The following is a 23,579-nucleotide window of genomic DNA, read 5'->3' as shown; positions in this document are numbered from 1 at the left end:
GCCCGCCGGGCCACCCCTGCGAACGGATACTTATGCGCGACGACCACGGGTCCCTGGTGCCCCTCTACCACTGGATGAACAAGATCCCCGGCGGGGCGATGCTGATCCCCCTGGTCCTGGGTTCGGTCATCGGAACCTTCGCCCCCGGGGCGCTGGACATCGGCAGCTTCACCACCGCGCTGTTCAAGGACAGCGCGATGCCCCTGATCGCCCTGCTGATCTTCGCCACCGGAACCCAGGTCACGCTCCGCACGAGCGGACCCGTCCTGGCCACCACCGGTGTCGTGCTCCTGGGCAAGAGCGTCATCCCCGGCCTGCTGATCATCGCGCTCGCCGTGGCCACCGGCCCCGAAGGCGTCCTGGGCGTGTCGATCCTGGCGATGATCGCCGCCGCCACCAACGCCAACGGCGGGCTGTGGCTGGCCATCACCGGCCAGTACGGACGCGCCCGCGACCGCGGCGCCTACATCGCCGGAGCGGTCAACGACGGTCCCTTCTTCGCCCTGCTGTTCATCGGGGCCTCGGGGCTGGGCCAGATCCCGCTGACGACCCTGCTCGCCGCGATCATCCCGTTCGTGCTCGGCGTGGTCGTGGGCAACGTGGACGCGCAGTGGCGCGAGGTGCTCAGGCCCGTGCCCGCCATCGTCATCCCGTTCTTCGCCTTCGCCCTCGGCACGGGGATCAACCTGGCCGACGTGGCCCGGGGCGGACTGACCGGCGTCCTGATGGGCGTGGTCATCACCCTGGTCACCGGCGGGTTCGTCTACCTCGGCTACAGGTTCCTGCTGCGGCGCGGCAAGGAGTCCGGCGTCGGCTTCGCCGCCGGTACCACCTCCGGCAACGCCGTGGCCACCCCGGCCATCGTCGCCGCGGCCGACCCGTCGTTCGCCGCCTACGTGGGCACCGCGACATCCCAGGTCGCCGCGAGCGTCCTGGTCACCGCCCTGCTGGCCCCGCTGGTGACCACCTGGGTCCTGCGCCGGGCCGGGGCCTCTCCCGCCGAGGCGGAGAAGGAGGAGCAGGCCCGCGCCACCGCGTCGGCCGCGTCCGTCGAGGCCAAGGAGGAGAACCCGTGAGCACACCCGCGGAGCCACGCGTGGCCGTGGTCGCCGACGACCTGACCGGCGCGGGCGACACCGCGGTGCAGTTCCTGCGCGCGGGGTGGAGCACCGAGCTCCAGCTCTCCCCCGCCCCCTCCACCGCCGAGGTGGTGGCGGTCAGCACCGACTCGCGGGCGCTGCCCGCCGAGCAGGCGGCCCGGGCCGCCGCCGAGGCCGTCCGGCGCCTGCGCGAAGCGGGTGCGGCCCGCCTGTACAAGAAGGTCGACTCCACCCTGCGCGGTCCCATCCGCGCGGAGATCGACGCGACGCTCCCGGCCTGGTCGCCCGGCGCGGTCGCCGTGGTCTGCCCGGCCTTCCCGGCCACGGGGCGCACGGTCCGCGACGGGGTGCTCCTGGTCGACGGGGTCGAGGTGCACCGCACCGCGGTCGGCCGCGACCCGGTGACCCCGGTGACCGAGAGCCGGATCGCGGTCCTGCTGGGCGCCGAGCACGTCCGGCTCACCGGCCGGGACGCCCGCGCCGACGCCGAGCTGCTGCGCGCCAGCGGCCCGGTCGCGGTCGTGGACGCCGAAACCGAGGAGGACCTGGACCGCCTGGCGGCGGCCGTCACCGCCCTGGGCCCGGACGCCGTGCCCGTCGGCTCGGCCGGACTCGCCTCCCGACTGGCCCGCTCCTGGGCCGCGCGGGAGGCCCCGGCGCCCGCGCTCGTGGTCGTCACCTCGCTGCACCAGACCGCGCGCGGCCAGGTGGAGGAGCTGGTGGCCGACCCGCGCACCCGTATCGAGCAGCCCGCGCCGGGCGACCTCGCCGACGACGAGGCGTGGCGCTCCTGGACCCGCGAGGCACTGGAGCGCTTCGACCCCTCGACGGCACACACGGCGCTGGTGGCGCCCGAGGACCGCGACGGGGAGCTCGACCCCGCCGCCGTGGCCCGCCGCATGGGCGAGTTCGCCGCCGCCCTGGCCGGGCGGCACGAGCTGTCCGGGTTCGTCGTCACCGGCGGCGACGGGGCCCGCGCCCTGACCCGGGCGCTGGAGGCCCGCGCCATCGCCCTGACCGGCGAGGTCGCGCCCGGCATCCCGATCGGCACGCTGTCCGGCGGGCCCCGGCACGGCCGCGCCATCGTCACCAAGGCCGGGGGATTCGGATCCCCCAGCGCACTACTGGAGGCCGCCGAGGCGGTCCGCCACCCGAAAGGCAGGAACGAATGAGCCGTCCCACACTGGCAGTCACCCTCGGCGACGTGGCGGGGATCGGCCCCGAGATCACGGCCAAGGCGCTGCTGCACCACCCCGAGGTCCGCGAGTACGCCAGGCCCGTCGTGGTCGGTGACGCCGACGCGCTGCGGGGCGCCGTCACCGCGGTCGGCGGGGACCCGGAGGCGGTCAACACCGTCGCCTCCCCGGCCGAGGCCGCCGACGAGCCCGGCGTGATCGACATCGTGCAGACCGGCCCCTCGCTGGGCCACGTCCCCCCGGGCGAGCTGAGCGCGGAGGCGGGCGACGGGTCGGCACGGTTCGTCATCGCCGCCGTGGACCTGGCCAAGCGCGGCCTGGTGGAGGGCATCGTCACCCCGCCGCTGAACAAGGCCGCGATGCACCTGGGCGGCCACGCCTGGCCCGGGCACACCGAGCTGCTCGCGCACGAGTTCGGAGTGAAGGACTACAGCCTGGTGCTGTCGGCGGACGAGCTGTCCTTCTTCCACCTGACGACGCACGTGTCGCTGCGCCAGGCCATCGAGGGCGTCACCCAGGAGCGGACCCTCCAGGTGCTGCGCCTGATGAGCGCCTTCGCCCGCGCCCAGGGCAGCCCGGACGAGCCCATCGGGGTGGCGGGCCTGAACCCGCACGCGGGTGAGAACCGCCTGTTCGGCGACGAGGACGCCGACGTCCTGGCCCCCGCGATCGCCCGCGCCCGCGAGGAGGGCATCAACGCCCACGGCCCGCTCCCGGCCGACGCCCTGATCCCGGCGGCGGTCAAGGGCAAGTGGAAGCTGGTCGCGGTCTGCTACCACGACCAGGGACACGCGCCCTTCAAGGCGGTCTACGGCGACGACGGGGTCAACATCACCGCGGGCCTGCCGGTGGTGCGCGTCTCGGTCGACCACGGCACGGCCTTCGACATCGCGGGCCGGGGCATCGCCCGCGAGGCCAGCCTCGTCCTGGCGATCCGCCGCGCGGCCGAGCTGGCCCCCGGCTGGGGCCACGTCTGGCAGGCCACCCGCACCGAGGGGTAGCCGGACGGGGTGTGCGCGCCCGTGCGCGCACCCCCGATCCCCGTGGTGGCGGGGACGCCCGCGCACCACGGGGGCTTCGAGACCGACCGGCCTCCCGCGGGGAACAGGGGCCACGTCCCTCGCACCACCGCGTTCCCCCGACCGGCCCGCCTGTCGCGGGCGCCCCGCCCGTCCTGCGGGGCGCCCACCAGAGGCGGGCCCGTCGCACGGCACTTCCCGCCCCGGTCAGCGCGTCCGCCTCGCGGTCCGGCGGCCGGACGAGGACCCGTCACACGAGGCTCCCCCGCCCCAGGGCGGCCGACCCGGGAGCAGGGACGACCCTAGAATGTTGCGCATGCCCGTGGACCGCACCGACCCCCGACCGCTGCACGCGCAGATCGCCGGAGTGCTGCGCGCGGAGATCCGCGACCGCTCGATCGCCCCCGGCGACACCCTGCCCAGCGAGGCGTCCCTGCGCGAGCGGTTCGGGGTCTCCCGAAGCGTCGTGCGCCAGGCGCTGGCCACGCTGGAGGACGAGGGAGCGGTCCGCCGCACGCGGGGGCGCGCGGCGGTCGCGGCCGTGCCCACCGAGCACCACCGGTTCGTGCAGCGCGTGACCGGGCTGTTCGACCAGTTCTCCGCCGACGGCCTGCGCCTGTCTACCGCCGTGCTGTCCCTGGAGGCCACCCGTTCGGGCGTGCCCTCCGCGACGCGCCACCTGGGCACGCGCGAGCTGCTGCGCCTGGAGCGGATGCGCTCCCTGGAGGGCGACCCCCTGTCCTACGTGCGCACCTGGCTGCCCGCCGAGCGCTTCGCCGCCCTGGACGCCGCGATGCTGCGCGACGCCTCCCTGCACCGGTTGATGGAGGAGCGCTTCGCGGCGGTGCCCACGAGCGGGCGCAGGCAGATCCGCGCCGTGCCCGCCGACCCGCGCATCGCCCGGGAGCTGGGCGTGGCCGCCGACGCGCCGCTGCTGCTGCTGGAGGGCGGCACCTTCGACCAGCGGGGGGCGCCCCTGGAGTGGTTCGAGAGCTGGCACCGCTCCGACCGGGTGGTCTTCGACATCGAGGCCGAGGGCGCCGCCGACCAGGTACGCATCGCCCCGGGCCCGTCGCTGACCGCCTCCCGGCCCGAGGCCCCGGTCGGCGAGGCCCCGGTCGACGCGGCCCGCGAACCGCGGCTGGACCGCGCCGTGCGGCTGGCCGAGGAGCTGCGCGCCGAGCTGGCCCGCCTGCGCGACGCGGACTGAGCGCCCGAGGAACCCCCGCACCTACCCGAACGGGTGAGGCCGTACAAGAGCCGTCCGTCGTGCGCACGCCGCCTTTCGGACATGCGGGCGGCCTGGGCACGGAACCAGCAGGTGGCGGGGGCGGGCCTGTCCGCAACCGGTCAGCGGGCTTTCAGCCGTACCAGAGCGGGGTATCTCCCCCTCCTGTGCTCCGGGCGGCGGGAGGAACCGGGGACGACGGGGTCCCCCACCCCGGCGGCCGCGGCCCCTCCCCCGCCACCTCCGGGGCACCGCCCGCGACCTGACGCGCGGGCACGACAGTTGCCCCTGCCCCCACGAGACGACACCCCCCACAGCGAATCGCGAAGGCCCTCCCCGAGAACTCCAGCGGAGGCCAGGAGAGGAAAACACCATGCCCCACACCCTCAAGCGGGCGGCGGCGACCCTGGCGATAGCCGCCGGGCTCACCGCCGGAACCGCGGGCGTCGCCGCGGCCGCCGTCAGCTACGTCGGCGGCGGGACGTGGTACCACGGACTCACCTCCTCGGTCGTGTACTCCGACTACTTCCACGGGTCGCGCTGCCACGGCTCCACGGCGGTGGGCAGGTACACCGTCACGTCCGCGGCGTACCTGCCGGGGTACACCTCCCGGGCGTCGGCTCCCCGCGCCCTGTACAACAACGAGAGCTACTGGAGGCACTGCGGGTAGCCGACCGCGACAGACCCGCTGACGTGCCCCCGTCGGCGGGTCGCCCCCGTGTCCGCGACCGCGCCAGGAGACCATGCCCAACCGGACCATCGCCTTCGCCCACACCGCGTTCCTGCTGCTCGCCGCGCTCATCGCCGCGCTGCTGCTGGCCACGTGGGAGCTGACGATCCCCACGGCGCAGCACTCGGCGGTGGTGTGGATCGTCGAGGACGACGGCACCTCCGACAGCGGGCGGGTCGCGCAGACCGTCGAACGCGTCGCCGTCGAGCAGGGCGTCGCCATCGGCTTCACCGCCCCGGACGTGCGCACCCCCGAGTCGCTGTCGCACCTGTACCTGGCCGTCGGCGACCCCGACTCCCGGTACGCCGACTGGCTCACCGAGGGATACCCGTCCTTCAACCCCGCCACGGAACTGCGCGTCCACCCCGTCGACGCGCTCGCCGAACGCAGCCCGCGCGGCTACTACCTGGTCTTCGGGCCGCCCGAGAACGCGCGGGTGCTCACCGACGCGCTCGCCGAGCACGGCCTGAGCTCGGACGTGGGCGGCAGCCAGGCCCGGCTGTGGCAGTCCTTCCTCGGCGGCCCGCTGTTCAACGTCCTGGCCCTGGCGCTGCTGGTGGGTGTCACCGCGATCAGCGCGGGGGTACTGCTCGGTTCCCGGGACTACGCCGTCCAGCGGCTGCTGGGGCGCTCCTACGGGCGGATCCTGCTGCGCGACCTGGGCCAGGTCGCCCGGCTGTGGGGCGCGGCCCTGCCCGCCGTCGCCCTGGTCACCCTGGTCTGCCTCGGCCTCTACAACGGCTGGAACCAGCTCGGCTTCTTCGCCCTGATCGCCCTGGTGTTCGCGGGGATCCTCGCCGCCGTGGCCCTGGCCGTGCACGCCGCGGTGCTCGGGCTGGTGCACACCACCGCGATCCTGCCCGCGCTCAAGGGCCGCATCCCCGTCCGCACCACCCAGGCGGGCGCCTACCTGGTGCGCGTGCCCGTCCTGCTCCTGGTGCTCACCGTCCTGGGGTCGGTCGTCCACCTGGCGCAGACCACGCGGGAGCAGCGGGCCTCGCTGGAGACCTTCGCCCAGACCGGCCAGACCTCGCACATCACCCTCAACGGCAGCGTCGGCATGGAGGACCCCGAGACCGCCAACTCCCTCCTCGGCCCCTGGCTGCGCCGGGCCGACCGGGAGGGCCAGGTCGTCATCGCCGACCAGCACGCGCCCGAGTCCGTCGTGCCGGTCGGGTCCGGGCGTCCCGACTTCGACGTGCTCGTGGTCAACGACACCTACCTCACGGAGCAGGAGGTCGTGTCCCCCTCGGGCGAGCGCTACGGCCCCGCCGCCTCCGAGGAGCAGGTCCGGGTCCTGCTCCCGCAGGCGCACGCCTCCCACCGCGAGGACGTCGAACGGGCGATGCCGGACTGGCTGCGCCTCCAGAACGGCGGCGAGGAGTCCGGGGCCAGCGTCGAGGTCCTGCCCGCGGCCGACGGCCAGACGGTGTTCACCTACGGGTCGAGCGCCCCCTTCGCCCAGCGGGAACTCCCCTTCCTGCGCGACCCGGTGGTCATCGCCCTGCCCAACGGCGCCGTGCTCTCCGACAGCGCCTACGTCACCTACATGACCCACGAGGCCGTGCTGTTCCCCGATCCGGGCGTGGTGGAGCGGGCACGGGAGGCCGACCCGCGGATGGCCGAGTACGTCAACGCGGTCCAGCCGATCCTGAACAAGGCGGCCGGGGCCTACGCCGCCGACCTGGCCCTGCTGCGGATCGAGGTGTTCAACCTGGTCGCCGGTACCGCCCTGCTGCTGCTGACCGGTATCGCCTCGTGCGTCATCCACGCGCGCACCCGGGCCCAGACCGTCTTCGCCCGGCACATCAGCGGGTGGGGCTTCCTCGCCACGCACCGGCGGTTCCTGGCCTTCGAGGCGGGGATCTCGCTGGGCTTCGCGGGCTGGGCCGCGTGGGACTCGCTCACCACGTTGCGGGCGCTGCGCGACCCCGGCAGGACGCTGCCGCCCGAACTGGTGCCGACCACCGGCCTCGAACCCCTCTACGCCGTGGCCATCGCGGCGACCGGACTCGCCCTGACCCTGGGCGCGCTCGCCTTCTTCCACCGCCGTATCGTCCGCGAAGGCTCCTCGCGGGCCTGAACACCCGGGAAACACCATGATCACCGTCGAGAAGCTCACCAAGTCCTTCGGGCCGCGCGTGCTGTGGCAGGACCTGGACCTGACCGTGGAGGCCGGGCGGATGCTGGCCCTGGTCGGCGCCAGCGGGTCGGGCAAGACCACCCTGCTCAACTGCATGGGGCTGCTGGAGAGGCCCAGCGCGGGACGGATCCTCTTCGAGGGCACCGACGTCACCCGCCTGGGCCCGGGCGGGCAGCGGCGCTTCCGCGGCGACAAGCTCGGCTACCTGTTCCAGAACTACGCCCTGGTCGAGAGCGCCACCGTCCAGGCCAACCTCGACATCGTCAAGCGGTACGGCACCAGGTCGCGCCACGCCGCGGCGCTGGAGCGGGTCGGCCTGGCGGGACGCGAGCGGGAGAAGGTGCACCGGTTATCCGGCGGCGAGCAGCAGCGCGTGGCCCTGGCCCGCCTGCTGGTCAAGCAGCCCTCCCTGGTGCTGGCCGACGAGCCCACCGGCGCGCTGGACCACGACAACGGCGCGATGGTCGTGGAGGTGCTGCGCCAGATGAGCCGGGAGGGCTGCGCGGTGGTGGTCGCCACGCACAACGACGCCGTCCGGGACGCGTGCGACGACGCCTTCGACGTGGGCGCGCGGCGGACACGACCGGCGGCCGGTAGCGGCGAAGGTCCGGGGACGGGGCCGTCATCCGCCCACCGGACCGGGAGCCCGAGCGGCGGGGGTTCCGGCGACCGGTAACGGCGGATCCGGAGGCGGTGGGAGTTCCAGCGACCGGTAACGGCGGGGAGTCCGGTGCTCCGCCGGAAGCGGTTCCATCCCAGGGAACCGGGCTGTCCGCGACCGCTGGAATACTGCTGCGCATGCCCCTCTCCCTCCCATCGGACCCCTCCGCCTCGACGCTCCTGCTGGACCGGGCCCAGGCCCAGGACCCCGGCCGCCGACAGCAGGCCCTCGAACTGCTCGACGCGGTCGGGGCACGGCTGGCCCTCCGCCACCGCGCCCGAGGACGGCTCATGTCCGACCTGGCGGACCTCTTCGCCTCCTCCGCGCTCCCCGAGACGTACCTGCCCTGGTTCTGGGACACGGTCGGCCACCGCCTGGCCGGGCCCGACAAGAAGCGCGCGGGGTCGGCCTACACCCGGGCGCGCGAGGCGGAGACCACGCACGCGCTCCCCGTCGATCTCCGCCACACGGTGGAGAACGCCCTGCTCTTCGCCCGGTACGGCGCCCTCCCCGCCAAGGAGTTCGGCCCCCACCGTGCCAGGCTCGCCGAACTCCTGCCCCCGCGGGAGGCGCACCGGGAGTTCCTGCGCTTCCTGGACTCCTGGACGGCCGGTCCCACGCCGATCCCCGCCGGGCTGCCCTCCCGGTTGCGCGCCTCGGCCAGCGCCGCGGGACTGGGGACGGCCGAGGAGGCGCGTGCCCTGGGCCGGGTGCTGGCGGCCGCCGGGGGGCGCGACGTCCCGGTGAGCGTGCTGGAGGCGGCGGACCGGCTCTTCGCCAAGGCACCGCCGTCCGAGGAGGACCGGTCTGGCCTGGCCGTCCTCTTCCCCGCCTCGGTCACCGACGGCTCCCCGTGGCTGCGTCTGCTGGAGACCACCGGCGTCACCGAGGACATGGCCCGGGGGCGCCTGCGCCCCGAGGGCGGCTACGGCGCCTGGCTGTCGCGCTACTTCTTCATGTACGGCTACCGGTGGGTGGGCCAGGGCGTGACCAAGCAGCGGATGCCCGCGGAGCTGTACGCGCTGCTGTCGCGCATCGCCCCGCGCGTCCGCGAGGAGAAGGCTCCCGTGCGCCTCTACGAGGGCCGTTACCGGCACGGCCGCGTGGACGGTGAACTCGTGGAGGCCTGTGAGTCCCACGGCATCGAGGTGGACCTGCCCGCGGGGGTCAGGCGTCCCGCCCGGGAGCCCCGGCGCTCCGAAACCGGGGCAAGGCCGCACCCGCGGTTCCTGGAGCAGATGAACGCCGAGGTCGAACGGGTGCGGGGCGGCCTGCTGGAGGAGGCGGGCAGGGGACTCACCGAACTCGACGCCTGCCTCTCCCACGCGGTCATGCGGAACCTGGACGAGGTCGAGGAGATCCTGGACGGACTCGACCTGGCCGCACCGCTCGCCCGCACGCTCCGGTTCGGGGTGCCCGGCGAGTACGGGTGGCGGGCCTTCGAGGAGGCCGTGGCCGAGATCGGCGCCCGCGACGGCGGCGTCAGGGGCATGACCTCCACGTGGCCGGCGCTGACCGTCTACGGCAGGGACGCGGCGGTGGCCGTGGACCACCGGGGCCGACGCGGGTCCTGCTCCTTCACCCTGCCCGAGGACGCCGACGAGCACACCGTGCACTTCGTGGGCGGGGACTTCCAGGTCGCCTGGACCCACGGGGAGAGGAACGACGGCCACCAGCCGCAGCGGGCGTTCTGGTGTTCGGCGCCCGAGGACGTGTTCGACACCGGCTCCTCCCCGGCCCTCTTCAGCTACGGCACCGCGCACTGCTACGATCTCGGCCTCGTCCTGGCCTCTCCGGACGGGGGCCGCTACGACCAGGGCGGCGTCCTGCGCCCCGGAGACCGCAGAGGCGTCACACAGGTCGACGACCACCTGACCGACGGCACACGCGTCTGGTCGAACACCCACAAGGGCGACAGGGGTTTTCCCGAGGTGGACCCGGCCACCGGCGTCAGGGGAAGTCTCACGTGCCCTGACTTCCTCACCCCGGATCCCCGGCTCGGTTACGCCGACTATCTGGACGCACGCCTGCACCTGGTCGGCCTGCCGGAGGGGGTGAACGGCTCCCCGCTGGGTTCGGCGGACGGGCTCGCGGGCTTCCGCGTCGTCTGGACCGGCCCCGGCGCGGAGGGGGACCTGCAAGCCCAGCGGGCGCTGGAGGGCACGGACGGACGGCGCGCGCCGTTCCCCCCGCCCCTCGACCTCACGTACTGGGGTGTGCTGCGCATGCCCGGCGGCACCACCGAAGGGCTGCTGGCCTACCGCTGGAAGGCGGGCCACACGGTGATCCAGTGCCGAGACGCCAACGACCACTCCCTGCTCTGGGAGACCTGGGCCTACCCGAAGGCCCGGCTGGGGAACCACGAGCACAACGGCCTGCTCCCCCTGGTGCCGCCGCCCGCCTTCTGGCACTTCCTGTCCCCGCGCGACCCGGCCGCCTCCCGTGCCCTGCGCGGGGTGGACGACGCCACCGCACGGCAGCTCATCGAGGCGGCCCTGCACGCACCCGGCGCCGAGGCCCCCTCGTCCCCCGAGGCCCTGCTCGCCTCCTCGGTCCGGAACTCGCCCGCCCGTGCGGCCGCCGTGCGCGAGGCCCTGTCCCGCCTGCTGCCCGAGATCACCGACGAGGCACTGGTCGACGGCACGGGCGGTGTGGTGTGGGCCGTGCTGTGGGCCGCCGAACTCCGCCTGCGCCGCGAGGAGATGTCCCGGCGCACCGCGCTCGTGCGCGCCGACACGCTGCTGGGTCCCGTCGCCGAGGCCACCGACGCGGACCTGGAGAAGGCGCTGGCGGGACTGTTCGACTCCCCGGAGACGGCGTTCCACTCCTCCTCCCGTGACCTCGCGGCCACGGTCACCGCCCTGACCGCCGACGGCGCGCGGCTGCGCGGCCGCACCGACGAACACACCCGGAGACTGAGCCCGCCCGGGGCACCCGCGCGCTGGGACTCCCTGCTCGGCCGCACCGACGCGGTCCTGTGGCGCCTGGCCACCGGCGGCGCGAACCCCCGCGAGCACGGGGCCCTGGTGGCGCTGCTGCGCGTCTGGGCCGAGCAGCCCTTCGCCGAACGGGGGACGGCGTGGGTGCGTGGCCTGGCCACCGGTGCCTCGCTCGCGCCCCTACTGGCCGCCGGACGGGCCGTCATCGTCGAACCGCCCTCCCCCCTGCTGCGCAGGCACGGCAGGAACGCGCGGCACTGGTCGGGCCGCTACCTGCCGGACCGGCGCTATGTCTACGTGCGCGCGGAGTCGGCCCCAGTGCCGGAGGGAGCCGAGGAGCAGGCCCCGGTGCGGACCGAACGCGACGAGGCCGCGCGGCTGCGCCGCTTCCTGGAACTCCTCGACCAGCGGGGCCCCGTGGTGTTCGGCCCCGAGGCGGTCGCGGCCTTCCGCGCGACCACACGGGTCGCGAAGGCCACCGCCGGGTTCGTCCTGTCCGGGGAGTTCGGCCGACCCAGAGCCGCACCGGAGAAGGGCGCCCGCGCGGAGTACCAGAGGACGGGCGCGAGGCTGAGCACCGCGGAACGCCGCGGGATGTTCCTGGCGGCCGTGCCCGACGACCCGGCCGACCTGTGGGAGCCCGGCGGCACCGTCGCCGCGGCCGAGCGCATGGCCCGGGTGTGGGTCGAGATCCTCGGGGCCCAGCCGACCAGGGCCGAACTGGCCGCCGCGAAGGCCGAGGCCGAGGTGCCGGACCTGTTCGCGGCGGACCTGGCCATGGCCCCCTTCTGGACCGGCCTGCTCGCCGCCCCCTCCGGGGACGGCCACGCCGCCGTCGACCAGCCCCGCCACCTGGTCCAGAACGCCTGGGGAAGCCTGGAGGTCCGCTTCGGGGACACCGGGGAGAGGGTCAACGGTGTCGGCGCCCACGCCCTGCCCTTCCGCGACCCGGCCACCGTGCTCTCCTGGGCCGCGCTCCAGCTGCCGGTGGGCCATCCCGCCGCCGCGGGAGCGACGCAGCTGCACGCACGCCTCTCGGCGGGGCTGCACCACCCCGGGTCGTACGTTCCGTTGTCCTCCGTCGTGCCCGCCCCGGCGGTCCGTGCGTGGGCGGAGCGGCCCGAGGCCGTCCCCGTCCGGGTCGGGTCGGAGGGCACCCTCGAACCCGGCTCCGGTGCGTGGCCGGTGCACAGCGACGGCGTTGTCGCCCTCCACGAGCCCAAGAAGGACTACCCGGTCGCACCCGTGCTGCTGACCGCGAAGCTGTCCGACCCCGATGCCGTCGGGCGAACGGTGGAGGCACTGGCCGGACTGGGCCTGGACGGCACCGCCCTGGAGGTCCGCAGGGCGGCGGCGCTGTACGGCGGACTGGCCCGCATGGCCGCGCGGACGTGCGACACCCCGGTCCCGGCGGGCGGTTTCGAGGCCGACCCGCGCCTGAGCGTCCCGGACCTGGTGGAGGAGGTCGCGGGCAAGCTGGACGTGGACGCCGACGCGGCGGCGCTGTACCTGCAACTGCTCACCCTGTCCCGGCCCACCGACCGCAACGTGCGCCGGTGGAACGGTTGGGCGCCCGCGCACCACAAGAGGACCACCGCCCGCCTCCTGGAAACCGGCGCGGTCGAGCAGGGCAGGCGTTCACGGGCCGGGCGGACGCTCTTCGTTCCCGGCGACTGGACCGAGCTCAGGGCCCCGCACCTGCCCCTGGAGACGGCCAAGCTCGCCTCCCACCTGGTACGGGCCAGGATCGACAAGCGGATCGAGGGGCCCCTCACCGGGGTGTGGCCCGTGGCGCCCCCGCACGAGATGTTCGCCCAGGCCTGGAGGGAGCGCGGCCTGGCGTGAGGGCGGATCCGCGCGCGTTCGCCGAGAGGAGACGGGGGACGCGCGCGGACCGTGGCGCCCGGGGCCACGAGCCGTCGGCCTCACGGCGCCGGAACCCTCGGCACGGCCGGGCGACGGATTAGAGTGCCCTGCATGCCATCAGATGACCTCTCCCAGCCAGGCCGCCGCGACCCGCGGGAGGGCGGGGCGAGCCGCGCCGTCCTGGTCACCGGTGCCGCCCGGGGCATCGGCCGGGCCGTGGCCACCGCGTTCGCGGAACTGGGCGACCGGGTCGCCGTGCACTACGCGACCCGCCGCGCCGAGGCCGAGGCCACCCTGGCCGGGCTCCCCGGTGAGGGGCACGTCCTCCTCCGGGCCGACATCGCCGATCCCGACGCGGCCGCCGACCTGGTCGGGCGGGCGACCACCCATCTGGGCGGACTCGACGTCCTGGTCAACAACGCCGCGGTCAACACCGCCCACCCCCTCGCCACGACCTCCTACGAGCAGTGGCAGCGGGCATGGCGGGCCACCATGGACGTGAACGTGTTCGGCGCAGCCAACACCAGCTACCTGGCCGCCCGGCACATGATCGACCACGGGGTGCGCGGCCGCATCGTCAACGTCGGATCGCGGGGCGCCTACCGGGGCGAGCCCGACCACCCGGCCTACGGCGCGAGCAAGGCCGCCCTGCACTCCCTGGGTCAGTCGCTGGCCGTCGCCCTGGCCCCGCACGGCATCGCCGTCGCCTCCGTGGCGCCCGGGTTCGTGGACACCGAGCGCGTGGCCGAACGCCTCACCGACCGGGTGCGCGCCGACAGCCCCTTCGGCCGCGTGGCCGCACCCGAGGAGGTCGCCGCCGCCGTGCGCTACCTCGCCTCGCCCGAGGCCGTGTGGTCCTCCGGCGCCGTCCTGGACGTCAACGGCGCCTCGTACCTGCGCTGACCGGCGCGGTTCGGGGCGCGCCGCGCCTCGCGGGATCCGCTGACACGGGCGCCCGTCCGAACGGCCCGCGGTCGGCGGTCGGCGGTCGGCGGTCGGCGGTCGGCCAACGGATTTCGCGAAACCCCTGGCCGGGAAGCAGAACTTGTGCCAGTTCGGAGGGTCGATCCGAGAGGAACCAGCGGCACTGTCTCTCACATCGGCCATAAGTGGAGGGTGGCGTCCGTTTACGGCGTAGCGTGCACGAGGAGGAGCCCGCACGGACCCGACGTGCGGCGGCTGACGAAGGGGACCACGACAGTGAGTCAGATGCGCGCGGCGCTGTACGACCGGTACGGCGGCCCGGAGGTGCTCTACGAGGGCACGGTCGCCAAGCCCGGCACCGGCCCGGGGGAGGTGCTGGTGCGCGTGCACGCCGCCAGCGTCAACGGCGGCGAGCTGCTGGGCCGTGCGGGCGGGGTGCGCCTGGTGACGGGGCTGGTCGAGAGGGGCTTTCCGAAGCGGACCGGGCTCGACTTCGCGGGCGAGGTGGTCGAGACGGGGGCCGACGTCTCGGCGTTCGCGCCGGGGGACCGGGTGTGGGGCGGGCTGCCCCGGACGTTCGGCAGCGCGGCCGAGTTCGTGGCCGTCGCGCCCCGGCAGCTGTCCCTCGCACCGGCCGGTACCGACCTGGTCGAGGCCGCGGCCCTGCCCGGAGTCGGCACGACGGCCGTCACCGCGCTGCGGGACAAGGCCCGCCTCGCCCCGGGCGAGCGGTTGCTGGTGCGGGGCGCGAGCGGCGGGGTGGGCAGCGTCGCCGTCCAGCTCGGCCGGGCCTACGGCGCCCACGTCACCGCGCTGGCCGGGGCCAGGCACCTCGACTTCGTGCGGGAGCTGGGCGCCGACGAGGCCTTCGACTACGCCAGCACCGGTGCCGCCGACCTGCCGCCGTTCGACGTCGTCCTGGACACGGTGGGAACCGGGATGCCCGCCTACCGCGGGCGGCTGACCGGGAACGGGCGCATGGTCACCATCACCTTCGACACGGAGCGCATGCTCGCGTCGCTCTCCCACATCGTCGCCTCGGCCGTCTTCGGTCCGCGCCGCATCCGCGCGTTCAGCGGCAACCCCGGGCACGAGCTCTTCGCCGAGCTGACCCGCCTGACCGAGTCCGGAGCCATCCGCCCCGTCGTGGACAGGATCCTGCCCCTGGCCGAGATCGCCGAGGCCCATCGGGCGCTGGAGGCCGGCGGGATCCGGGGCAAGGTGGTGGTGCGCGTGGTCGAACCGGAGGCCTGAGGCGAACGGCCGCGACCGGTTCCGGCGTCCGGAGCGTGCCTCCCGCGAAGGCGGGCGGCACGCTCCCCCCTGTCAGCGCCGGACCACAGCGGCGCCGGACGTCACCGGGGACGGTGTGGCGGTGGCGGTGGCGGTGGCGGTGGCGGTGGCGGTGGCGATGGCGGTGGCGGTGGCGGTGGGACGGTCGGGCGGCCGAGAGGCGCTATCGTCCGGTGGGGCTGGAATCGTCCCGGCACGCCGCGGGAGTCCCGTCCCGCGGCCGCACACAGTGAGGAAGAACCGGCTTGCACACGAGCACCAGACCACCCGGGTCCGCGCGTCCCGACCGCGGCGGCGGCATGCCGCGCTGGCTCCCCCGGGCCATGCTGCTGGCCCTGTGGATGGTCACCGCGTTCGGTCTCGCCCTGTGGCTGTTCGTCCGGTTGCAGAGCCTCCTCATGCTGCTGCTGATCTCGCTGTTCCTCGCGCTGGCGCTGGAGCCCGCGGTCAACTGGCTTCACCGGCACCGCTGGCCGCGCGGGCCCGCCACCGGACTGGTGATGCTCCTGGTACTGGCGCTGACCGTGGTGTTCTTCAGCCTGCTCGGGTCGATGCTGGTCGGCCAGGTCCTGGCCTTCGTCTCCGAGGTGCCCGCGATGGTCCGCGCCGCGCTGGACTGGGTCAACACCACGTTCGACACCTCCTACTCCCCCACCACCCTGCTCAACGAGATCTCCAGCGTCAGCGGGCTGGTCGAGCAGTACGCCTCCGGCATCGCCAACAACGTCTGGGGCGCCGGGACGACCGTCCTGGCGCTGCTGTTCAACGCGCTGACGATCGGGCTCTTCACCTTCTACCTGTGCGCCGACGGCCCGCGCTTCCGCCGCGTGATCTGCTCGGTCCTGCCGCCGCGCACCCAGCGTGAGGTGCTGCGGGCCTGGGAGATCGCGATCACCAAGACGGGCGGTTTCCTCTACTCGCGGGCGCTGCTGGCCCTGGTCTGCGCGGGCGCGCACTACGTGGTGCTGGTGGCGCTGGACATCCCCTTCGCGTTCGCCCTGGCGCTGTGGGTGGGTGTGCTCTCGCAGTTCATCCCCACGGTGGGCACCTACATCGGCGGGGTCGTCCCCGTGCTCGTGGCGCTGGTGGAGGGCCTCTGGCCCGCCGTGTGGGTGCTGGTGTTCATCGTCGTCTACCAGCAGTTCGAGAACTACCTGCTCCAGCCGCGCATCACCGCCAAGACCCTGGACATGCACCCCGCGGTGGCCTTCGGCTCGGTCCTTGCGGGCGTGGCCATCCTGGGGGCGCCCGGCGCGCTGCTCGCGCTGCCGATGGGCGCGAGCATGCAGGCGTTCCTGGGGACCTACATCCGGCGCTACGAGGTCGCCGAGCACCCCCTGCTCTCCGACGCCGAGGAGGACGGGAAGGAAGAGAAACCGGACCCGGCGCCGGCGGCCTCGGCCCCGTCCCCGGCGTCCGACGGGGACGGGGACGGCAGAGCCGGGGCCGAGCGGAAGACCGGGCCCGGCCCGCAAAAGCACGACGAACAGCAGGAGCCGTGAGGGGCGGCCCCGCCACGCACTGCGCCGTCCCCCGCCCGCGCAGGAGGTCCCGGGCGGACGAAGGCGGCGGACTCATTATCCGCCCGCACGGGCAGACGTAGGCTCGGGCCGACAAGCCGATGAGTCCGGTCGGCGTCCGTGACGTCATGACCCCCGTGGATCGGAGACCGCCCGTGGCAGCCACCTCCCCCAGCACCTTCGCGCGGACACGCCGCGCCGGATTCGCCCGCCACTCCAACCCGTGGAGCGCGTGGACCCGGTGGGCCACCACACCCTTGGTCTTCCTGCCCGTATGGACGCGCGACTGGCGACATGCCGTCGCGGTCGGCGCGTGGATGGCGCTCAACCCCGTGATCTTCCCCAAGCCCGCCGACGACGACAACTGGGCCACTCGGGCCATCCTGGGCGAGGAGCGGTGGATCACCGAACGCCCGCGCGACGCCGCGATGGCGGTGCAGGTCGTGGTCTCCCTGGCCGGGTGCGTGGCCGTCGTGTCCGCCCACCGGCGGAAGGCCGTGCCGACGGCCGCCGCCACGGCGACCATGATGGCGCTGACCATGGTCTACTGGGAGCAGATGGCCCGCTACCACGACCGCCACCAACAGGCGGACCGAAGGTAGAGGGTCGGTTCCAACCGTTCCTAAGCAGTGTCCAGGAGTGACATCTGATGCCACGTCCCGGACCTGCGCGCATCCCGAACGGTGTTGGATGCGCTGGGATCCCGCGTTCTCTGTTCCCCGACCCGGGCACGCGCATCTTGTGCACGCTCCGTGACCAGTGGGCGGTTTCCCTCACGCCCCCGCACACCACGACGGGCCTGGATGGTCCGATGCCCACGACGATCACTCCGGTCGTCGTGGGGCGGTGCCGTCCGTCGCCGGATCGAGTGCCCAAGGGCGCGCCTGCCAATCGCGACCGAGGCCGCGTCATGGCGAGTCATCTTGCGTCTGTTGCTGGTGAGGGGTTCACGCCAGTGCTGGTCGCCCCACATCGACGTGTACGCCGCGTCAACGGCCACGATGACCAGACCCCGCTCGGCGGCCATCGACACCAGACGGGCCTTGAGCTTGCCGGTCGGGATGCCCGAGATGAGCTGCCGGAACCGCTTCCTGCGGCCGTGCTTCTCACGAGTCTTCTCCGCGGCGAAATCGAGGTCCTCGATACCGACCGCTTTGACACCGCGGCTCTTGGTCCAGTGCAACAACTGGCTGATGGCGTGCCGGATCTGGGCATCGCGGTGGTTGGCCGATCCGGACAGGTCGTAGAAGAAGCGCTGCGGGTCGCCGACCGGGTTGCCGTCGATGTCGAGCTGGTAGGCGGCGAAGTGATCGGCGTTGGTGTCCACACCGACCACGCCCTGAGAGCGGGCAGCCTCCAACGGAAGAGTCTTGACGACGGGCCTGGTCCAAGACGCCGTCACGTACCAGCGCCCCCGCTCCACGTCCAGGTGAACACGGTAAGCAACAGCCCGGTTCTGCTCGACGCGGTCGCGCCACTCAGAGCCCCGGTGAGCGAACGCGACGCGGGATGCGAGCACGTACCGGCCGTTGCGGGTGTTGGCCAGGTACGCCATCGGGGCCGGGAGTTTGATGCTCACCTCGCCGTCCGGGGTGAGGCGGATCGTCTCGTTCCGAAGCGTTTGCCCGACTCGCCGTCAGCGCAGAGGAACCAGCGCTGGGCCTCCCACCGCTGGCGCCACGCTGCTTGGGTGAGCTGAGCCGCTTCGAGGTTGTGACGACTCTTGAGCAGGCGTCGGCCACCGCGCACCACGCGTACCCGGCCGCTCTCCCAGTCGTGGCGGGCGACGTCGAGCCGGTGCTCCAGCGCGGCCAGGCGGCGGGACTTGTGGAACCACTCGCTCGTGGATCGGTATCCGCCGGGGGCGCGCTTGGTGCCCTTCTCCCCAAGCGGCTGCGAGAGCCGGTGTCGCAGGGTGCGCACACCTGTTTCGAGGTTCTTTATATGCGCCATGAGAGAGCGCCGCGCCAGCCCGTACTGGTCGTGGGTGGCCTTGGTCATCGTTCCGGCGATCCGGGAGGAGGACTGCTCGGTCAGCTCCCGTTTACGGGCCGCCCAGGCGTCGTTGTCGTGATCCTTTCCGGCCTCGCAGCGGGCTTTGAGGTCGCGGGATGCGAGGCGGCCTTGGTGTTCGCCGATCAGGCGCAACATCCTCTCGTCATCGGGCGTGAGGTGCTTGAGACGGTCGCGTATGGCCACCCCGGATGGTCCGAGCGCGACGAACGGCTCTTCGATGACGCGGAGCTGCTTCTTCTTGGGCTCACTCATCGGCGGCAGCCGCCTCAAGCGCCTTGTGCGCACGGTTCTTCGCCGAGCGGCGGCCGTACAGGCGGGCGCAGAACGAGGTCAAAACCTCCACCATGTCGCGCACCAGGTCGTCTTCGGCTTCGCCCTCATCAAGGACAACGAGCCGACGACCGGTCCCAGCCAGAGCGGCCTCAACGAGTTCGACGTTCATGCGGCCGAGGCGGTCCTTGTGCTCCACCACCACGGTCCGCACCCTCGGATCGGCCAGTAGCCGACGCGCCTTCGTGCGGGAGCCGTTCATGCCCGAGCCGATCTCCGACTCCACACGCACCACCTTGTGCCCGGCCTTGGCCGCCCACGCCGACAGGCGGGCGGTCTGGCGCTCCAGGTCGGCCCTTTGGTCGCGGGAGGAAACACGGGCGTACAAGCCCACGTCTGCGGTCGCCGGGGGTGAGGTGTTCGCGTCGATGTTCACCAGGATCGTGCGCGGCCCCACCCGTTCCGCGGGGACCGGCAACGTGCCCTCACGGAACCAGCGGTACGCCGTACGCGGGGCGATTCCCTGTGCGCGTGCCCACTGCGTCAGGTTCATACACCAGATCATACAGAACTCATGATACCTAAAGGACACTCATGGACACTTGCTTGAAAGCAGTTCCTTACCCCCTTCTCACGGTGCCGAAGAGCCCCGGCGAGCGGCTGCGCGCCTGCACCTGCGGGGCGCTCCCCTGCCGCTTACCCGGTCTCCGGCGCGGAGGGGATCACACGCCGCACGTCGGGTAGAAGCCCTCCAGGCCGAGTGGCGGTGGGAGGTTGCCCTCCGGCTCTGAGTCCGCTACGTCCACGTAATAGTGCTCGACCTGGGGGGACAGCCCCTCTCCCCGCCCGCCCTGGTGCCCCTGCACCACGTAGCTCCCGTCCCCGTCGTACTGGTAGAACGCCAGGTCGGGACGGTCGTTGCCGTCGTAGTCCACCACGCGCAGAGCCGTCACCTGCTCCTCGGGGAATCCGTGTGTCTCCTGGCCCCTGCCCCGTTCGGAGATGGGGCCCGTCCGCAGTTCGTTCACCGCTGAGGGGACCGGGTCGTCGCCTCCGATCCTTTCGGACGCTGTGATCACCAGGTCGAGCCACCCGTCACCGTCGAAGTCGGCCACCGCCGCGCGGACGTGGTCCTCGTCCCGGTCCATGAAGCCGACCAGGTCGCGGGGGGTACGCGGTTCCCCGAACCCGGATTCCTCCCCGAAGGCGATGCGCAGCTCGTCGCCGGTGCCCCCGGTGCCGGTGACGGCGTCGGGGTACTCGTCGTCGTTCACGTGGGCGACGAGACGGCCCGGCGGGTCGAAGCAGGGTTCGGGCCCCGGCGCTCCGACCGGCGCTCCGGATGCGCATCCGCTGAGCACGAGGCCCAGGCCGACGGCCGCCCCTGCTCCCCGGTACCGTCCGACTGCTCCCATGCTCACCACGCTTTCTCTCCGGCAGGGGTGTCGCGCCGTGCCGGGGTCGGTCGGCCGGTCAGCGTAGCATCTCCGGGAAAGCGCATTCCCCGCGGCGGGTCCGACGCTTCGACGGTGACCGAAACGACGCGGACGTAGCGTCGCCGTATGGATCCCCAAGCAGTACGCGCCACCGGACACGCCACCCCCGACCACCTCCCTCCCCGCCCCGGCACCGCACCCTCCACGGGGCAGGAGAGCCCCGGCGGGCGACTGCGCGCCCTGCACCTGCGGGGCACTCCCCTGCTGCTGCCCAACGCCTGGGACCACGCGTCGGCCGCCGCCCTGGCCGCCGCGGGGTTCCGCGCCGTGGGGACCACCAGTCTGGGTGTCGCCGCGGCGGCCGGGCTGCCCGACGCCCGGGGGCTCGCGCGCGAGGAGACGCTACGGCTCGCCCGCGGGCTGTCCCGGCTGGAGGTGCCGGTCAGCGTGGACGTCGAGGGCGGCTTCGGCGCGTCACCGGCACGGGTCGCCGCGCTGGCCGCCGAACTGGAGCGGATGGGGATCGCCGGGATCAACCTGGAGGACGGCCTTCCGGACGGCGGGCTCGCCGACACCGGGCACCAGCGGGCGGTGATCCGCGCGGTCAAGGAGGCGGCGCCGACGCTGTTCCTCAACGCACGCACCGACACCCACTGGCTGCCCGGACACACGGAACAGACCGCCGACCGGACCGCCGCCTACGAGGAGGCCGGTGCCGACGGGGTGTTCGTGCCCGGCCTGCGCGACGAGGAGGAGATCGCCGCCCTGGCCGCCGCCCTGCACGTCCCGCTCAACATCCTCCACTCCCCCGGCGGCCCGTCACTGCGGGTCCTCACCGTGCTGGGTGTGCGGCGCGTGAGCTGCGGCTCCCTGCTCTTCCGCGCCGCCCTGCACGGGGCCCTCGCCGCGGCCGAGGCGGTGGCGTCGGGCCTTCCCCTCCCCGAGGGCGTACCGGACTACGGGGCGGCCCAGGCTCTCGCGCAGCGGTTCGCCCGGCGTTCCGCGGACGGCTGAGCCGGAGACGGCCGCTGAGCCAGAGCTTGCCGCCGCCGGCGGGACGCCCCGACCGCTGGCACGTTCTGCGACTGTGGAAGGCCGTGGCCACAGGCGGCGGGCTCAGTGGTCACCGGTGTCCGGCAACCGCTCGAAGCGGCCCGCGGGGTGCGGGCGCCGCGCAGGACCGGGCAGGTGGCCGTTTCCGGTCAGCACGGGTGATTCATGACCTTTGCCCGTGTCGTCGGCCACGGCGCGGCGCGTACGGTGGCCGGGCCGATGCACGCCCCGGCGTCGCCCCCGCGGCCCCGGCCGGAGAAGCAAAGGAACAACCCCCCGTGCGCACAGCACCCGTCCTCACCACCGCGGGCACCCTGGTGCTCGCCCTGGCGGCATCCCTGGCGGTGACCGCCCCGGCCGCCGCCGACGACCCCCTCCGGGCGTTCCACGAGCAGGAGGTCGTCTGGGCCCCCTGCGAGGAGCACCTCCTGCGCGACGTGGAGTGCGCCTGGATCGACGTCCCCCTGGACTACACCGCCCCCGGCGGCGAGCGCGCCTCCATCGCCATCAGCCGCAACCGCGCCTCGGACCCCGAGCGGCGCCGCGGCATCCTGCTCACCAACCCCGGCGGCCCCGGCGGCACGGGCCGCCAGATGGCCGTCGGCGACCGCCCCGACCACGGCTTCTCCTCCCTGGGAGCCCAACGCGTCGCCGAGGTCTACGACGTGATCGGGATGGACCCGCGCGGCAGCGGCGCCTCCACCCCCTACCTGGACTGCGGCACGGACTACCCGGTCGCGGTCCCCCGGCCCACCGACGAGGCGCTCTCCGCCCACACCCGTGCGGTGATCGCCGCCCAGCGGGCCTGCGAGAGCGCCCACGGCGACCTGATCCCGCACATGACCACCGCGAACACCGCCCGGGACATGGACGTGATCCGCGCCGCCCTGGGCGAGGACGAGATCTCCTACCTCGGCCGCTCCTACGGCACCTACCTCGGCGCCGTGTACGGCAGCCTGTTCCCCGAACGCCTGGACCGCAGCGTCCTGGACTCTGCCGTCACGCCCGAGGGCATGTGGCGCGAGGTCTTCACCCTGCAGAGCGAGGGGTACCGGGCCAACCTCGAGCGCTACACCGCCTGGGTGGCCGAGCACGACGACGTCTACGGCCTGGGGACCACCCCCGAGGAGGTGCTGGCCGTCTTCGAGCGGACCCGCGCACGGCTGGTGGAGCACCCCCGCTACGACCAGTGGCCGGGCGAGCCGGAACCGTGGATCTACACGGCGGACTACTTCGACGAGGACGTCGGCCATGCGGCGCGCTTCCAGAACCAGTGGAGCGACTGGACCACCAGTCTCTGGTACATCGTCAACGACCTGCCCTACCCCGATGTCGAGTTACCCGAGGAGCCCGAGTGGCCAGAGGAGCCCGAGGAGCCCGAGTGGCCTGACCCCGGGATCGAGTACGACAACGTCTCCCTGATGATGGCGGTGCTCTGCGAGGCCGAGTGGCCCACGCGCCTGTCGGACTACTACGCCGGTGTCCGGGAGGTCCGTGAGCGCAGCCCGTACGGCGTCGGGGCGATCTGGCACGTACCCCAGCCCTGCACCTTCGCCTCGCACACACCCGCTCCGCTGGTGGAACTGGAGCGCGACGGCTACCCGCGCGGCCTGGTCATCGGGGCCGAGTACGACGCCAACACCGTCTACGAGGGGGCCGAGCTCATGGCCGACAGGCTGGACAACGCCCTCGTCACCGTCGCTGACGAGGGGGACCACACCTTCTACGGGCGCGAGGGGATGGACTGCGTGACGGCGGCGGTGGACGCCTACCTGGTGGACGGCGCCCCGCCCCGGGACACCCTGTGCGCCGGGCGCCCCCGCTCCGAGGACCCTCTCGGTCCGGAGGAGATGGGGGGAGCAGCGGCCCGGGTCCCGGACGTCGGACCGTACCATGACCAGCTGTGGGCCGGTCCCCTCACCGGGGACTAGTGCGAACGGGGACACGGCCGCGGGGGCGGTGCGGGGACTTTTCGACGGGTGTCCGCGTCCGGCCCGGGGAGTTCGGAACCGCGCTGCGGACCCCGGCCCGCGAACGTGGTCCAACGGGAGTTCCCGCTTCGCCCCCGCGATTCCCGTGCTGCTCTGTTTGCCTGGGCCCATGCCTGGACTCTCCCGCGATCTGCTGTCGAAACTGGCCGGCCGGATGAGATGCCGGGACGAACCACACCAGATCGCCAGACCAC

General features: G+C 73.7%; 18 protein-coding genes. 14 read left to right on the top strand and 4 right to left on the bottom strand.

The features are described 5' to 3' along the window. Positions 1-32: 32 nt before the first annotated feature. The 12 genes from ACSIH6_RS12365 (at position 33) to ACSIH6_RS12310 (ending at position 17,221) form a co-directional block, all read left to right on the top strand. Positions 33-1,076: a 2-keto-3-deoxygluconate permease gene (locus ACSIH6_RS12365; protein ID WP_435108396.1), complete on the top strand. Its 1,044-nt coding sequence runs from the start codon at positions 33-35 to the stop codon at positions 1,074-1,076. Then, positions 1,073-2,272: a four-carbon acid sugar kinase family protein gene (locus tag ACSIH6_RS12360; protein WP_435108395.1), complete on the top strand. Its 1,200-nt coding sequence runs from the start codon at positions 1,073-1,075 to the stop codon at positions 2,270-2,272. Before ACSIH6_RS12365 ends, ACSIH6_RS12360 begins: the two co-directional genes overlap by 4 nt. Next, complete coding sequence (gene pdxA / locus ACSIH6_RS12355) at positions 2,269-3,297, top strand: 4-hydroxythreonine-4-phosphate dehydrogenase PdxA (protein ID WP_435108394.1); 1,029 nt, start codon at positions 2,269-2,271, stop codon at positions 3,295-3,297. The genes ACSIH6_RS12360 and pdxA overlap by 4 nt, the downstream gene beginning before the upstream one ends. A gap of 325 nt (positions 3,298-3,622) precedes the next feature. Beyond that, positions 3,623-4,525 carry a GntR family transcriptional regulator gene (locus ACSIH6_RS12350; RefSeq protein ID WP_435108393.1) on the top strand — a complete coding sequence of 301 codons (903 nt, stop codon included), beginning with the start codon at positions 3,623-3,625 and terminating at the stop codon, positions 4,523-4,525. A gap of 391 nt (positions 4,526-4,916) precedes the next feature. Continuing rightward, positions 4,917-5,213, top strand: coding sequence for a lactococcin 972 family bacteriocin (locus ACSIH6_RS12345; RefSeq protein ID WP_017564627.1), 297 nt, complete (start codon positions 4,917-4,919; stop codon positions 5,211-5,213). 73 nt (positions 5,214-5,286) lie between these two features. Next, positions 5,287-7,356, top strand: a complete 2,070-nt coding sequence (locus ACSIH6_RS12340) for a hypothetical protein (RefSeq protein ID WP_435108392.1) — start codon at positions 5,287-5,289, stop codon at positions 7,354-7,356. Positions 7,357-7,372: 16 nt separating this feature from the next. Further along, positions 7,373-8,092 (top strand): ABC transporter ATP-binding protein, encoded by a 720-nt coding sequence (locus tag ACSIH6_RS12335; RefSeq protein ID WP_435108391.1) that lies wholly within the window; start codon positions 7,373-7,375, stop codon positions 8,090-8,092. 122 nt (positions 8,093-8,214) lie between these two features. Continuing rightward, positions 8,215-12,861 (top strand): serine/threonine-protein kinase, encoded by a 4,647-nt coding sequence (locus tag ACSIH6_RS12330; protein WP_435108390.1) that lies wholly within the window; start codon positions 8,215-8,217, stop codon positions 12,859-12,861. 132 nt (positions 12,862-12,993) lie between these two features. Next, entirely contained in the window at positions 12,994-13,785 is a 792-nt protein-coding gene (locus ACSIH6_RS12325; RefSeq protein WP_435108389.1) for an SDR family NAD(P)-dependent oxidoreductase, read from the top strand. Positions 13,786-14,091: 306 nt separating this feature from the next. After that, entirely contained in the window at positions 14,092-15,060 is a 969-nt protein-coding gene (locus ACSIH6_RS12320) for an NAD(P)-dependent alcohol dehydrogenase (protein ID WP_435108388.1), read from the top strand. Positions 15,061-15,398: 338 nt separating this feature from the next. Continuing rightward, on the top strand, positions 15,399-16,601 hold the full coding sequence (locus ACSIH6_RS12315; RefSeq protein WP_435108443.1) for an AI-2E family transporter: 1,203 nt from the start codon (positions 15,399-15,401) through the stop codon (positions 16,599-16,601). 173 nt (positions 16,602-16,774) lie between these two features. After that, positions 16,775-17,221: a DUF6653 family protein gene (locus ACSIH6_RS12310; RefSeq protein WP_435108387.1), complete on the top strand. Its 447-nt coding sequence runs from the start codon at positions 16,775-16,777 to the stop codon at positions 17,219-17,221. 20 nt (positions 17,222-17,241) lie between these two features. On the opposite strand, the gene ACSIH6_RS12305 is transcribed toward ACSIH6_RS12310, so the two are convergent. The 4 genes from ACSIH6_RS12305 to ACSIH6_RS12290 all read right to left on the bottom strand — a co-directional run bounded on the left by ACSIH6_RS12305 (position 17,242) and on the right by ACSIH6_RS12290 (position 20,320). Further along, positions 17,242-18,174: a hypothetical protein gene (locus tag ACSIH6_RS12305; protein ID WP_435108386.1), complete on the bottom strand. Its 933-nt coding sequence runs from the start codon at positions 18,172-18,174 to the stop codon at positions 17,242-17,244. 20 nt (positions 18,175-18,194) lie between these two features. After that, the gene (locus ACSIH6_RS12300) at positions 18,195-18,887 is read right to left on the bottom strand and encodes a hypothetical protein (RefSeq protein WP_435108385.1); all 693 of its coding nucleotides are present in this window, start codon (positions 18,885-18,887) and stop codon (positions 18,195-18,197) included. Continuing rightward, a complete protein-coding gene (locus tag ACSIH6_RS12295) occupies positions 18,880-19,458 on the bottom strand; it encodes an IS607 family transposase (protein WP_435108384.1) in 579 nt (192 codons plus the stop codon). The genes ACSIH6_RS12300 and ACSIH6_RS12295 overlap by 8 nt, the downstream gene beginning before the upstream one ends. A 169-nt stretch (positions 19,459-19,627) precedes the next feature. Next, positions 19,628-20,320: an FG-GAP repeat domain-containing protein gene (locus tag ACSIH6_RS12290; RefSeq protein ID WP_435108383.1), complete on the bottom strand. Its 693-nt coding sequence runs from the start codon at positions 20,318-20,320 to the stop codon at positions 19,628-19,630. 147 nt (positions 20,321-20,467) lie between these two features. Here ACSIH6_RS12290 and ACSIH6_RS12285 point away from each other — a divergent pair, with 147 nt between their 5' ends. Next, entirely contained in the window at positions 20,468-21,355 is an 888-nt protein-coding gene (locus tag ACSIH6_RS12285) for an isocitrate lyase/PEP mutase family protein (RefSeq protein ID WP_435108382.1), read from the top strand. 317 nt (positions 21,356-21,672) lie between these two features. Beyond that, the gene (locus ACSIH6_RS12280) at positions 21,673-23,325 is read left to right on the top strand and encodes an alpha/beta fold hydrolase (protein WP_435108381.1); all 1,653 of its coding nucleotides are present in this window, start codon (positions 21,673-21,675) and stop codon (positions 23,323-23,325) included. Positions 23,326-23,579 lie beyond the last annotated feature (254 nt).

The organism is Nocardiopsis synnemataformans (genome assembly GCF_965343085.1).
Taxonomy (GTDB): Bacteria; Actinomycetota; Actinomycetes; order Streptosporangiales; family Streptosporangiaceae; genus Nocardiopsis; species Nocardiopsis alborubida.
The sequence above is the reverse complement of the archived record's forward strand: the minus strand, read 5'-3'. Positions and strand labels throughout refer to the sequence as shown.